12 protein-coding genes and 1 pseudogene are annotated in these 13,395 nt (G+C 70.0%); 10 read left to right on the top strand and 3 right to left on the bottom strand.

Annotation, left to right across the window (positions count from 1 at the left end; genetic code table 11):
* Positions 1–8 precede the first annotated feature (8 nt).
* Positions 9–1,037, bottom strand: a complete 1,029-nt coding sequence (locus OG496_RS50805; RefSeq protein ID WP_405975810.1) for a zinc-binding dehydrogenase — start codon at positions 1,035–1,037, stop codon at positions 9–11.
* Positions 1,038–1,082: 45 nt separating this feature from the next.
* Complete coding sequence (locus OG496_RS50800) at positions 1,083–2,060, bottom strand: aldo/keto reductase (RefSeq protein ID WP_405975809.1); 978 nt, start codon at positions 2,058–2,060, stop codon at positions 1,083–1,085.
* Between the two features lie 208 nt (positions 2,061–2,268).
* Between OG496_RS50800 and OG496_RS50795 the strand changes: the two genes are divergently transcribed.
* Together OG496_RS50795 and OG496_RS50790 are read left to right on the top strand one after the other, a co-directional pair.
* Positions 2,269–3,177, top strand: coding sequence for a helix-turn-helix transcriptional regulator (locus tag OG496_RS50795; protein ID WP_405975808.1), 909 nt, complete (start codon positions 2,269–2,271; stop codon positions 3,175–3,177).
* A 246-nt stretch (positions 3,178–3,423) separates the two neighbouring features.
* Entirely contained in the window at positions 3,424–4,257 is an 834-nt protein-coding gene (locus OG496_RS50790) for a PIG-L family deacetylase (protein ID WP_405975807.1), read from the top strand.
* A 115-nt stretch (positions 4,258–4,372) separates the two neighbouring features.
* On the opposite strand, the gene OG496_RS50785 is transcribed toward OG496_RS50790, so the two are convergent.
* A complete protein-coding gene (locus OG496_RS50785; RefSeq protein WP_405975806.1) occupies positions 4,373–5,404 on the bottom strand; it encodes a LacI family DNA-binding transcriptional regulator in 1,032 nt (343 codons plus the stop codon).
* Between the two features lie 345 nt (positions 5,405–5,749).
* Here OG496_RS50785 and OG496_RS50780 point away from each other — a divergent pair, with 345 nt between their 5' ends.
* The 8 genes and pseudogenes from OG496_RS50780 (at position 5,750) to OG496_RS50745 (ending at position 13,385) form a co-directional block, all read left to right on the top strand.
* A complete protein-coding gene (locus tag OG496_RS50780) occupies positions 5,750–6,769 on the top strand; it encodes a sugar ABC transporter substrate-binding protein (RefSeq protein WP_405975805.1) in 1,020 nt (339 codons plus the stop codon).
* Positions 6,769–7,845, top strand: a complete 1,077-nt coding sequence (locus OG496_RS50775) for an ABC transporter permease (RefSeq protein ID WP_405975804.1) — start codon at positions 6,769–6,771, stop codon at positions 7,843–7,845. The genes OG496_RS50780 and OG496_RS50775 overlap by 1 nt, the downstream gene beginning before the upstream one ends.
* A 5-nt stretch (positions 7,846–7,850) precedes the next feature.
* Positions 7,851–8,738: an ATP-binding cassette domain-containing protein gene (locus tag OG496_RS50770; protein ID WP_405975803.1), complete on the top strand. Its 888-nt coding sequence runs from the start codon at positions 7,851–7,853 to the stop codon at positions 8,736–8,738.
* A 58-nt stretch (positions 8,739–8,796) separates the two neighbouring features.
* A complete protein-coding gene (locus tag OG496_RS50765; RefSeq protein WP_405975802.1) occupies positions 8,797–9,648 on the top strand; it encodes a sugar phosphate isomerase/epimerase family protein in 852 nt (283 codons plus the stop codon).
* Between the two features lie 90 nt (positions 9,649–9,738).
* The gene (iolC, locus tag OG496_RS50760) at positions 9,739–10,719 is read left to right on the top strand and encodes a 5-dehydro-2-deoxygluconokinase (RefSeq protein WP_405975801.1); all 981 of its coding nucleotides are present in this window, start codon (positions 9,739–9,741) and stop codon (positions 10,717–10,719) included.
* 4 nt (positions 10,720–10,723) lie between these two features.
* Positions 10,724–11,596: an aldolase gene (locus OG496_RS50755; RefSeq protein ID WP_405975800.1), complete on the top strand. Its 873-nt coding sequence runs from the start codon at positions 10,724–10,726 to the stop codon at positions 11,594–11,596.
* Positions 11,593–12,090: pseudogene (locus tag OG496_RS50750) on the top strand (5-deoxy-glucuronate isomerase); the annotation flags it as partial. The gene OG496_RS50755 and the pseudogene OG496_RS50750, both read left to right, overlap by 4 nt.
* A gap of 98 nt (positions 12,091–12,188) precedes the next feature.
* On the top strand, positions 12,189–13,385 hold the full coding sequence (locus tag OG496_RS50745) for a Gfo/Idh/MocA family protein (RefSeq protein WP_405975799.1): 1,197 nt from the start codon (positions 12,189–12,191) through the stop codon (positions 13,383–13,385).
* The last annotated feature ends 10 nt before the right edge of the window (positions 13,386–13,395 follow it).

Here is a 13,395-nt window from a genome sequence, read left to right as displayed (position 1 = left end):
TCGCGGGGTCAGGGGGTGATGAGGGCCTTGAGGACCTGGCGGTCGGCCATGGCCCGATAGGCGTCGGGTGTCCGGTCGAGGGGGAAGGTCCGGTCGAAGACGCGGCCGGGGGCGATCGTGCCGTCGAGGACGTCCGGCAGCAGTTGCTCGATGTAGGCGCGTGCGGGGCTCGCCCCGCCGGTCAGCGTGATGTTGCGCATGAACTCGGCCGGGCCGATCGGCCCCTGTTCGTACTGGGGGACGCCGAGGCGGCTGACGGTGCCGCCGTCCAGGACCGCGCCGAGGGCGGTGTCGAGTGCCTGGCGGGTGCCGACGGCCTCGATGACCTTGTCCACGCCGCCGGTCAGCTCGCGGATGCGGGCGATGCCTTCCTCGCCGCGCTCGGCGACCACGTCGGTGGCGCCGAACTCGCGGCCCAGAGCGGTACGGGCTTCATGGCGGCCGGCGAGCACGATCCGTTCGGCCCCGAGCCGCCTCGCGGCGATCACCGCGCACAGGCCGACCGCGCCGTCACCGACGACCAGCACCGCGTCGCCGCGGCCGACGCGTGCGGTGACGGCACCGTGGTGGCCGGTGGTCATCACGTCCGACAGCGCCAGCAGCGACGGCAACAGCGCGGAGTCGGCGGCCACCGGCAGCTTCACCAGCGTGCCGTCGGCGTACGGGACGCGGACGGCTTCGCCCTGCCCGCCGTCGACGCCGTCGAAGCCGTAGCGGCCGCCGTTGCGGCACGAGATGTGCAGGCCCTTGGCGCAGTAGTCGCAGGTGTTGTCGCTGTAGGTGAACGGGGCGACGACCAGATCGCCTGTCTTCAGCCCGGTCACGTCCGCGCCGGTCTCCTCGACGACGCCGAGGAACTCGTGTCCCATGGGACGGCCGGTGTCGGTGGCGGGCATGGACGCGAAGGGCCACAGGTCGCTGCCGCACACGCACGCGGCGACGACGCGGACCACGGCGTCGGCGGGCTTCACGATCTTCGGGTCGGGCCGGTCCTCGACACGGACGTCTCCGGCTCCGTACATCAAGGCTGCGCGCATGAGAGGCACTACTCCAAACGGGGAATACGGGGGGGGTGCGGAAGGTCAGCGTTCGAGCAGGCGCGCCTGGGCCTCGGTGTGGGTGTCACCGGCGGCGGGCGGCAGACTGCTGAGCTGGTCGAGCTGCCCGGCGGTCAGGGTGACGGCGTCAGCGGCGGTGTTCTCTTCGACCCGGGTGACGCGCTTGGTGCCGGGGATCGGGGCGATGTCGTCGCCCTGGGCGAGCAGCCAGGCCAGGGCGACCTGCGCGGGCGTGGCGCCGACCTCGTCGGCCAGGGCCTTGACCTCGTCGGCGAGCGCCAGGTTGCGCCCGAAGTTCTCGCCCGTGAAGCGCGGGTTGTCGCGCCTGAAGTCGTCCTTGTCGAACTGGTCGGTGGAGCGGACCGTGCCCGTGAGGAAGCCGCGGCCGAGCGGGGAGAACGGCACCAGGCCGATGTTCAGCTCCCGCAGCACGGGCAGGACGCGCTCCTCGACGCCGCGGGTCCACAGGGAGTACTCGGACTGCACCGCGGTGACCGGCTGGACGGCGTGCGCGCGGCGGATGGTGTCCGGGCCGGCCTCCGAGAGACCGAAGGCGCGCACCTTGCCCTCGGTGATCAGCTCACCGACCGCGCCGGCGGTCTCCTCGATCGGCGTGTCCGGGTCGACCCGGTGCTGGTAGTACAGGTCGATGTGGTCGGTGCCCAGCCGCTTCAGGGAGCCTTCGACGGCGGTACGGATGTTCGCCGCGCCGGAGTCCACGTTCCAGGCACCTTCTCCGCCGTGGGAGACCAGGCCGAACTTGGTGGCCAGCACCACCTGGTCCCGGCGCCCCTTGAGTGCTCGCCCGACGAGTTCCTCGTTGGTGTAGGGGCCGTAGATCTCGGCGGTGTCGATGAGCGTGACGCCCAGCTCCAGCGCGCGGTGCACGGTCCTGATCGACTCCGCGTCGTCGGTGCCGGAGCCGGTGTAGCCGTGGGACATCCCCATCGCGCCCAGGCCGATCCGGGAAACCTCCAGGTCACGCAGCTTGATGTACCGCATCTCGCCCTCTTCCGATCCGTGGTGGTGCCCGGTCTCCCACTCTCGCCCGGCCCGGCAGGTAGTGCCGGTCGGCGGTGAGGGGGCGGGCGTCTTCCTCATTCACCCTGGCCCGGATCGCCGCGGTGTGGCAGGGCGGGATCTTCAGGGGTAACGACAGGGCCCCCCTCCCCGCCCGCGCGACGGGTGCCCGGCGGGTGAGACTGGAGTCATGGCATCCGAGAGCGCGCACAGCGAGGGCGCCGAGCTGGGCCGCTATCTGCGTGCCCGCCGCACCCAGACCAGCCCCGAACACGTCGGCCTCACCGTCGGCGCGGGCATCCGCCGCACCCCCGGCCTGCGCCGCGAGGAGCTGGCCACCCTCTCCGGCATCAGCATCGACTACTACGTACGCCTGGAACGCGGCAAGGAGACCCGCCCCAGCCCCGCCGTCCTCGACGCGCTCGCCCGCGCCCTGCACATGGACGACCAGGAACACCAGCACCTGCGCGAGCTCGCCGCCCGCGCCGCGCGCTACGCCCCCGAGCCGCCGCCCGCGCCCAGCCGAACCGTGCGCCCCCATCTCAAGCTGCTGCTCGACTCCCTGCGCCCGAACCCGGCGTACGTCATCAGCCGCAGCATGGACATGCTGGCCTGGAACCCCGGCGGCCTGGCCTTGTACGCGGGCCTGGAGGACTGGCCGGCCACGCACCGCAACCTCGCCCGCTACCTGTTCCTGCATCCCGCGGCCCGTGGTCTGTTCGCCGACTGGGACCGGCAGATCACCGCATGCGTCGCCCGCCTGCGTGCCGTCGCCGGCACCGCTCCCGACGCCCCCGACCTCACCAGCCTCGTCGGTGAACTCCTCCTCAAGAGCCCCGACTTCGCGGGCCTGTGGGAGCGCTACGAAGTGACCGGCCGCAAGCCCGCCCACAAGACGTTCCAGCACCCACAGGTCGGCACGCTCACCCTCACCTCCCAGTCACTTCAGGTCGAAGGCACCCCCGGCCAGCGCATCGGCGTCTACACCGCCGAGCCCGGCACCCCCGACCACGACGCCCTGCTCCTGCTCGACATGACCGCGCCCCGGCCCACCGGACGTCCTGTCCCCGCCCCGAAAGCCACCGGCCCGCGGCCGTAGGCGGCTTGCGCCCCGGCTCGCTCTCTCGGGCGGCCGAGATCGTTGTCAGACGCCTCCGGTGTGGCGTCGAGACATGCGGGCGTGCCGGTACCTTGATCGCGTCGAAACGCCGACGCCTGGAAGACCAAACGGTCGCGCCGGGAACAGCCGGTCCGGCCGGCGCGGTTGCAGCAACTGAGAGAGCGGCATCGCGGTACGCCCGCCGCGCACTCGAACCACGACGTATGTCCGCAGGAGGACTTTTTCATGACTGACCGGCCCTTGACGCTCATGGCAGTGCACGCCCACCCGGACGACGAGGCCACCAGCACCGGAGGGGTCCTCGCGCGGTACGCGGCGGAAGGCGTCCGCACGGTGCTCGTGACGTGTACCGACGGTAGTTGCGGTGACGGACCGGGGGGTGTCAAGCCGGGCGATCCCGGCCACGATCCGGCGGCCGTCGCCCTGATGCGCCGTCAGGAACTCGAAGCGAGCTGTGAGGTCCTGAAGATCAGCGATCTGGAGATGCTGGACTACGCCGACTCCGGAATGATGGGCTGGCCGAGCAACGACGCCCCCGGATCCTTCTGGCAGACCCCCGTGCAGGAAGGCGCGGCCCGGCTCGCCGACCTCATGCGGCACTACCGACCCGATGTGGTCGTCACCTACGACGAGAACGGCTTCTACGGCCACCCCGACCACATCCAGGCCCACCGCATCACGATGGCGGCGCTGGAGATGACCGAGCCGACACCGAAGGTGTACTGGACGACGATGCCCCGCTCGGGGATGCGGCGGTTCGGCGAGATCATGCGCGAGTTCCATCCGGACATGCCGGAACCGGACCCCGCCGAGGCGGCCGAGATGGCCAAGATGGGCCTCCCCGACGACGAGATCACCACCTGGGTCGACACCACCGCGTTCAGCGGCCAGAAGTTCGACTCGTTGGCCGCGCACGCCAGCCAGGGCGACAACATCTTCTTCCTCAAACTGGGCAAGGAGAGGTTCGGCGAGCTGATGGGCATCGAGACCTTCGTACGCGTCCAGGACACCACTGGCGCGGCCCTACCCGAGAACGACCTCTTCGCCGGACTGCGCTGATCCACCCGGCCGGGATGAGGGCAGGGTCCAGGGACACCGCCTCCCACCCGTGCTCACCCTGGAAGTCGAAGGGCATCGAGGGCACAGACCCCACAAGCCGAGGGCAAGGACCCGGTCAGCGCGGCTCGGCTGTGGTGCGGCGCACGACGAGGTGCGGGGCGAGGACCACCTCTCGGGGCTCGGTACGGCCCTGGTCGAGGCGTTCCACGGCGGCGGCCACCGCGTAGCGCGCCTGCTCCTCGGCCCCCTGGCTGACCGTGGTCAGGTCGAAGCAGCTCAGGCGGGAGAGTCTGTCGTCGTCGTACCCCGCGACGGACACCTCGCCGGGGACGGAGACACCGGCGCGGGCCAGAGCGGCCAGCACACCGATCGCGCTCTGGTCGTTGAACGCGACCACGGCGGTGGGCAGTTCGCCCGCGTCGAGGAGGTGGCGGGCGGCGCGCTCGCCGGCCGCCTCGGTGTTGTCGCCGCGCAGCACCTTGATGTGCGCGTCCAGACCGTGCCGCCGCATGGCCGTGCGGTATCCGCGGCGCCGGTCGGTGGCGATCACGCCCTTGCCGCCGTCGACGTACGTGATCGCGAGGTGCCCGAGCGCCACCAGACGGTCGACGATCTGCCCCACGCCGTCGTCGTCCGCGGTGCGCACCACGTCCAGTTCGCCTTCCTCGATCCGCCGGCCCACGACGATGACGGGGGCCTTGCCGTCGAGCGCGGCGAGCGTGTCGACGGGGGCGGTCGGGCCGAGGAGGATCAGGGCCTCGCTGCGGAAGGCCAGCAGCGTCTCGACGGCGGTGCGCTCGTCCCGGGTGCGGGTCTGGGTGCTCAGGACGAGGTCGTAGCCGACCTCCTCGGCGGCCGAGTGCAGGTGCTCGACCAGGTCGGCGTGGAAGGGGCTGTGGACGTCGACCATGACGCCGAGCATCCTCGTGCGTCTGCTCGCCAGCAGGCTGGCGGTGCGGTCCACCTGGTAGCCGAGGTCGGCGGCGGCCTTCAGGACCCGCTGCCGGGTACGTTCGCTGGGGCCCGCCACACCGCGCAGCACGAGGGAGACGGACGCGGTGGAGACACCCACGCGTGCGGCCACGTCCTCCAGCCGCGGGCGCTTCTTCGCGGCTGCCCGGCGACGTTCCGCCCCGACGTCCTCCACTGTGCCTCCCGGCCGCAATCTTCTCGCGCAACACCCTTGACACGCTCTAGAAACGAGTCGATAGTACCAGGAATTAAAGCGCTTTAAATTGTCATGACGTCCCAACGTCCTGATCTTCCGATGAAGGTCGTTGGCACGTCGCCCGCGATCGGCGGGGACACTCCACCACCACCTTCGACGCCGCCCACAAGGCGGACCAGGCGGTCGCGGACGGCACTTCCGGCCGCCAGAGCTCCCTGCGAGCCGACTCCGATCCTCCGTTCACACCCCGACCCCGGCCCATCAAGCAGCCGCGGACCCACCGCCCTGCTACCTCTTTCAGTCGCACAGCGAGGTGCACGAACCATGAGCCGTACATCCCTCCCCCGCTCCCGCAGAGTCCTCCCCGTCGTGGCCGCCGCCACCGTGGCCGCCCTCGCTCTCGCGGGCTGCTCCAGCAACTCCGGCGGCAAGAAGTCCGAGGAGTCGACCGGCAACGCCTCGGCGGGCAAGGCCACCACTCCGCGCCTGACGATCGCGATGGTCACCCACGCCCCCTCCGGCGACACGTTCTGGGACACCATCCGCAAGGGCGCCGAGGCCGCCGCGGCCAAGGACAACGTCAAGCTCATCTACTCCAACGACGAGACGGCCGCCGACCAGGCCAACCTGGTGCAGAACGCGATCGACCAGAAGGTCGACGGCATCGCGGTCACCCTCGCCAAGCCCGACGCCATGAAGGCCGTCGTCGCCAAGGCCGAACAGGCCGGCATCCCCGTCGTCGGCTTCAACGCCGGGCTGGGCGAATGGAAGAAGCAGGGCCTGCTCTCCTTCTTCGGCCAGGACGAGTCCGTCTCCGGGCAGGCGCTCGGCACCAAGCTCAACTCCACCGGCGTCAAGCACACGTTGTGCGTGATCCAGGCCCAGGGCGACGTCAACCTCGAACAGCGCTGCGCCGGCGTGAAGAAGACCTTCAGCGGCAAGACCGAGATCCTCTACGTCAACGGCACGGACATGCCGTCGGTGAAGTCGACGATCACCGCCAAGCTCACTCAGGACAAGTCCATCGACGAGGTGGTCACCCTCGGCGCGCCCTTCGCGCTGACGGCCGTGCAGTCGCTGTCCGACGCGGGCAGCAAGGCCAAGGTCGCCACGTTCGACCTCAACGCGAGCCTCATCTCCGCGATCGAGAAGGGCACCATCCAGTTCGCCGTGGACCAACAGCCCTACCTCCAGGGCTACTTGGCGATCGACTCCCTGTGGCTCTACAAGACGAACGGCAACTACAGCGGCGGCGGTGAGCAGCCCGTACTGACCGGCCCGGCCTTCGTCGACAAGACCAACGTCGACGCCGTCGCCAAGTTCGCCGCGAAGGGCACCAGGTAATGAGTACGACCCACCACGCCGAGCCGGCGGTGACCACACCGCCGGCCCCCGGCCCGCAGGAGAGCGACAGCCGGACCGCTGAACGCCCCTTGGTGATAAGGCTGTTGGCGCGTCCCGAGATAGGCGTCTTCCTCGGCGCCGCCGCCGTCTTCGTGTTCTTCCTGATCACGGCCCCGCCCGTGCGGGACGGCGGCTCGATGGCGAACATCCTCTACGGATCGTCGACCATCGGCATCATGGCGCTGCCGGTCGCGCTGCTGATGATCGGCGGGGAGTTCGACCTCTCCGCCGGTGTCGCGGTCATCACGTCGGCGCTGAGCGCGAGCATGCTCAGCTACCAACTGACCATGAACGTATGGGTCGGTGTGATCGCCGCCCTGCTGGTGTCGCTGACAATCGGGTTCCTCAACGGCTGGCTGCTCGTCAAGACCGGCCTGCCCAGCTTCCTCATCACCCTGGGCACCTTCCTGATCCTCCAGGGCGTCAACCTCGCGGTGACCAAGCTGGTCACCGGCAACGTCGCCACCGACGACATCAGCACCATGGACGGCTTCGACCAGGCCAGGAAGGTCTTCGCGTCCTCGTTCGACGTCGGCGGCGTGCAAGTGAAGATCACCATCGTGTGGTGGCTGGTCTTCGCGGCCATCGCCACCTGGGTGCTGCTGCGCACGAAGTACGGCAACTGGATCTTCGCGGTCGGCGGCAACAAGGACTCCGCCCGCGCCGTCGGCGTCCCGGTGAACTTCACCAAGGTCTCGCTGTTCATGCTGGTCGGGTTCGGTGCCTGGTTCATCGGCATGCACCAGCTGTTCTCCTTCAACACCGTCCAGTCCGGTGAGGGAGTGGGACAGGAACTGATCTACATCGCCGCGGCGGTCATCGGCGGTTGTCTCCTCACCGGCGGCGCCGGCTCGGCGATCGGCCCGGTCTTCGGCGCGTTCATGTTCGGCATGGTGCAGCAGGGCATCGTCTACGCCGGCTGGAACCCCGACTGGTTCAAGGCCTTCCTCGGCGTGATGCTCCTCGGCGCCACCCTCATCAATCTGTGGGTCAGCCGCGCGGCGACCCGGAGGTGAACCAAGTGACCACCACCCACCCGACCACTCTCACGGACCCCGCAACGGGCAGCACTGCCCCGGTAGTTGAGCTGCAGAACACGGGCAAGTCCTACGGCAACATCCGCGCCCTGCACGGCGTCGACCTCGCGGTCCGCCCGGGCCAGGTCACCTGCGTGCTGGGCGACAACGGCGCCGGCAAGTCCACGCTCATCAAAATCATCTCTGGCCTGCACCAGCACACCGAGGGCGAGTTCCTCGTCGACGGCGAACCCGTGCACTTCACCACCCCCCGGCAGGCACTCGACAAGGGGATCGCCACCGTCTACCAGGACCTGGCGACCGTCCCGCTGATGCCGGTGTGGCGCAACTTCTTCCTCGGCTCCGAGATGACCAAGGGCCCCTGGCCGTTCCGCCGTCTCGACATCGAGAAGATGAAGAAGACCGCGGACGAGGAACTGCGCAACATGGGCATCGTCCTGGACAACCTGGACCAGCCCATCGGCACCCTCTCCGGCGGCCAGCGCCAGTGCGTCGCCATCGCCCGCGCCGTCTACTTCGGCGCCCGCGTCCTCATCCTGGACGAGCCGACCGCAGCCCTCGGCGTCAAGCAGTCCGGCGTGGTCCTCAAGTACGTGGCCGCAGCTCGCGAACGCGGTCTCGGGGTCATCTTCATCACCCACAACCCGCACCACGCCTACATGGTCGGCGACCACTTCAGCGTCCTGCGCCTGGGCACCATGGAGTTGTCGGCGGAGCGCAGCGAGATCACGCTGGAAGAGCTGACCAACCACATGGCGGGCGGCACCGAACTCGCCGCACTCAAGCACGAGTTGTCCCAGGTACGCGGCGTCGACGTCGACGAGCTGCCGGAGGACGAGGACGTCACGGCCTCGGCCGGCACGACCGACTGACGGGCCCCAACTCCCTCTCCCTGCACCCCCGTTCCTCTATACCCGAAGGCATTCCCTCATGAAGATCGCCCTCGACCCGTACATGATCCGTCATGTCCCGCTGCTCGAACTGCCCGGCGTGGTGGCCGAGTTGGGCTATGAGTGGATCGAGCTGTCGCCCCGCGAGGACTTCATCCCGTTCTTCCGGCACCCCCGGGTGGACGACGCCACCGTGCGCAAGTTCCGCAAGGCGCTGGACGCCGCCGGTGTCGGGATCTCCTCCCTGCTGCCGCTGTTCCGCTGGTCCGGCCCTGACGAGGACGCCCGGCAGGCCGCCGTGCGCTACTGGAAGCGGTCGATCCAGATCGCCTCCGAGCTGGGCGTGGACAGCATGATCTCGGAGTTCAACGGCCGGCCCGAGGAAGCGGACCGCAGCGAGGCCCAGTTCTGGAAGTCGATGGACGAACTCCTCCCGCTGTTCGAGCAGGAAGGCATCCGGCTGGCCCTGGAACCGCACCCCGACGACTTCATCGAGGACGGCCATCAGGCGGTCGACTTCATCCGGGGCATCAACCACCCGAGCGTCAGCTTCCTGTACTGCGCCCCGCACACCTTCCACATCGGGAACGACGCCCCCGGCATCATCCGGCACGCGGGCGACCTGCTCACCCACGTCCACCTCGCCGACGCCTTCGACCACACCGCGTCCTCCGGCAACCGGTACATCCTCAACCCGCCGGGCACCACCGCGCGCATCCATCAACACCTCGACATGGGCGAGGGCGAGGTCGACTTCGACGAGTTGTTCCGCGAGCTCCGCGCGAACGGCTTCGACGGCACCCTCACGGCCTGCGTGTTCGCCTGGGAGGAACGGGCCAAGGAGTCGTCCGTCCTCATGCGCGAGAAGATCGCCGGGTATCTCGCCGCCTGAGAGCGGCACCCCCTCCGCACGACAACCGAGTGCGGAGAACTACACCCTTTCCTTAAAGCGCTTTAAAGCCATCGAAAGGAACCCGATCCGATGCCGTTGGAAGTGCTGACCATGGGCCGTGTCGGAGTGGACGTGTATCCGCTCCAGACCGGTGTGGGGCTGGCCGAGGTCACCACGTTCGGCAAGTACCTCGGCGGCAGCCCCACCAACGTCGCCGTCGCCGCGGCCCGGTACGGGCACTCCGCGGCCGTGGTCACCAAGACGGGCCGGGACCCGTTCGGCGACTTCGTCCGCACGGCCTTGGAGGGGTATGGCGTCGACAGCCGGTTCGTCGGTACGTCGGACATCGCACCGACACCGGTGACGTTCTGCGAGATCTTCCCGCCGGACGACTTCCCGCTCTACTTCTACCGCCTGCCCAAGGCCCCCGACCTGGACCTGCGCCCGGAGGAGCTGGACCTGGACGTGGTGCGCGAGGCCTCGATCCTGTGGGTCACCGGCACCGGGCTGAGCGAGGAGCCCAGCCGCTCGGCCACCCTCGCCGCGCTGGCACACCGGGCGAAGTCCGGGACGACGGTGTTCGACCTGGACTGGCGGCCCATGTTTTGGACCGACGCCGGTCAGGCGCGGGCGTACTACGCCGAGGCCCTGCGTCACACCACGGTGGCCGTCGGCAATCTCGACGAGTGCGAGGTGGCGACGGGTGAGCGCGAGCCGTACGCCGCGGCGAAGGCACTGCTCGCCGCCGGGGTGGAGCTGGCGGTGGTGAAGCGGGGCCCCAAGGGTGTCCTGGCCGTCGACCGTGACGGTTCGGCCGTCGAGATTCCGCCGGTGCCGGTGGACGTGGTCAACGGGCTCGGTGCCGGTGACGCTTTCGGCGGCGCGCTCTGCCACGGTCTGCTCTCCGGCTGGGACACCCGCCGCACGGTCTCCTTCGCCAACGCGGCCGGCGCCCTGGTCGCGGGCCGGCTCTCCTGCTCCGACGCGATGCCCACCGAGGCCGAGGTGGACGCCAAGCTCCGCGAGGCGTCCCTCGCCTACGCATCCCCCACCGACGAACGAAGGGTGTGATGACGTGCTGTCCGACAAGGTGAGCCGGATCGTGTCCGCCCGGGTGGGCGACCCCGGTGCCGTCGCGGCCGCCGCCGCGCGCCGGGTCAGGGCCACCTCACCGCTCGGCGCCCACGGCAAGGCGATGATCGTCGCCGCGGACCATCCCGCACGCGGCGCCAATGGCGTCGGCGCGAACCCCACCGCGATGGCCGACCGCTTCGAGCTGTTGGACCGCCTGTGCACCGCGCTCGAACGGCCGGGTGTCACGGGGGTGTTGGCCACCGCGGACATCCTGGAGGACCTGCTGCTGCTCGGTGTCCTGGACGGCAAGAGTGTCTTCGGTTCCATGAACCGCGCGGGCCTTGCCGGTTCGGTCTTCGAGATCGACGACCGCTTCACCGGCTACGACGCCCAGACCATCGCCGCCATGGGCTTCGACGGCGGCAAAATGCTCACCCGCATCGCCCTCGACGACCCCGCGACCCCCTCCGCCCTGGAGAACACCGCCCACGCCGTCAACGAACTGAACAACCACCAACTCATCGCCATGATCGAGCCGTTCATGTCCGAGTGGCACGACGGCAGGATCCGCAACGACCTCTCCACGGACGCCGTCGTCAAGTCGGTCACCATCGCCTCGGGCCTCGGCCGCCGCACCGCCTACACCTGGCTCAAGCTGCCCGTGGTCGACGGCATGGAACGCGTCCTGGCCTCCTCCACCCTCCCCGCGCTCCTCCTCGGCGGCGAGGTCAGAGACCCTGACGCGGCCTTCGCCTCCTGGGGCAAGGCCCTCAAACTCCCCACCGCACAGGGCCTGATGGTCGGCCGTTCCCTGCTCTACCCCTCGGACGGCGACGTCGCCGGCGCCGTGGACCGGGCGGTGAGCCTGCTGTGAGCGACACGAGCAAGTACCACCTGCCCAAAGGGACTTCGGCCGACGACCCCTACGACCTCCTGGTCACGCCCGAATCGGCGGGCTGGGGACACTCCGGCCTCAGAATCCTGACCCTGAGGCCCGGCCAGACGCACACCCTGTCCACCGGGGACTCCGAGTTCCTGGTCCTGCCACTGACGGGCTCCTGCACCGTCACCACGGACGGCACAGCCCTCGAACTCACCGGCCGCACAAGCGTGTTCGCCTCCGCCACCGACTTCGCCTACCTCCCCCGCGAAGCGGTGGCCCTGATCAGCAGCGCGGACGGCGGGACGTTCGCGCTGCCCTCCGCCCGTACCGAGCGGAGCTCACTCTCCGCTCGGTACGGGCCCCAAAAGAACGTGCCGGTCGAACTGCGCGGCGCCGGCGCGTGCTCGCGCCAGGTCGACAACTACTGCCCGCCCGGCGGCAATTGGTCCTCGTACCCGCCCCACAAGCAGGACGAGGCCCGCCCCAAGGTCGTCACCACCCGCTGGCCACAACCCGCCCAACAGGTCACCTCTGGCTTCGACTTCCCCACCTCCAGCTGACCTCTCTTCCCAAGGGACCCCTCATGACCTCCTCCGCCAAGCCCTTGTCCGTCGCGGTGATCGGAGCCGGTATGGCCGGCCGCAGCCACGCCGCCGGATACCGCAACGTCAACACCGTGTTCGGGGACGGTCTGCCGCCGGTCCGGCTGGCCGCGATAGCCGACGCCAACACCGCGCTCGCCGAGGACGCCGCGCGCCGCTACGGCTTCGAGAAGGCGCTGCCGAGCTGGGAGGCCGTCGCCGAGAACCCGACGATCGACGCCGTCAGCATCGTCGTGGGGAACGCGCTGCACCGGCCGATCGCCGAGGCGCTGGTCGCCGCCGGGAAGCACGTGCTGTGCGAGAAGCCGCTGGCCGGTTCGCTCGAAGACGCCCGTGCGATGGCCGAGTTGGAGCGTTACGCCGATGTCGTCACCGCCGTCGGGTACACCTTCCGCCGCTCCCCCGGCATCGCCGCGATCCGCGACCATGTGCGGCGCGGCGAGCTGGGCGACCTCACCCTGTTCAGCGGGCGCTACTGGTGCGACTACGCCACCGACCCCAAGGGGCCGCTGAGTTGGCGTTTCAAGGGGGGCGCCGGTTCCGGCGCGCTGGGTGATGTCGGCTCGCACGTCATCGACGCCGCCGAGTACGTCGCCGGGCCCATCACGTCGGTCTCCGGCGCCACGCTGTCCACGCAGATCGCCAAGCGTCCGCTGCCGCTGGGCGCGGTCGTCGGGCACAACGCCGCTCCCGTCTCCGACGAGTTCGGCGAGGTGGAGAACGAGGACACCGCGTCCTTCACGGCCCGCTTCGAGTCCGGGCTCGTCGGCACCTTCTCCGTCACCCGCACCGGTTTCGGGCTGCCCAACGGGCTCGCGTTCGACGTGCTCGGGGTCGGCGGCCGGGCCGCGTTCGACCAGCACCGGCCGGCCGAGTACCTCTTCGACGACGCCCAGCCCGACGCCCGTACGCGGGGCGCCCGGCAGATCATCGCCGGCCCCCAACTGCCGTACTTCGCGGGCGGGGTGCCGATGGAGGCGCCGGGTGTGGGCGCGAGCAACGCCGACAACTTCACCTACCAGGCCCGCGCGTTCCTCGACCAGGTGGCGGGGGTCGCCGACCCGCTGCCGGCCTGCGCCACGTTCGCCGAGGGACTGCGGACCATCGAGATCATCCGCGCGATCGTCGAGTCCTCGCGGGCCGGCGGCGCCGCCGTCACCGTCCCGCCCGCCGTCTGACCTCCCGCAC

The sequence above is a fragment of the Streptomyces sp. NBC_00988 genome (assembly GCF_045162645.1).
Lineage (GTDB): Bacteria > Actinomycetota > Actinomycetes > Streptomycetales > Streptomycetaceae > Streptomyces.
This window is presented reverse-complemented; position numbering and strand designations above follow the sequence as displayed.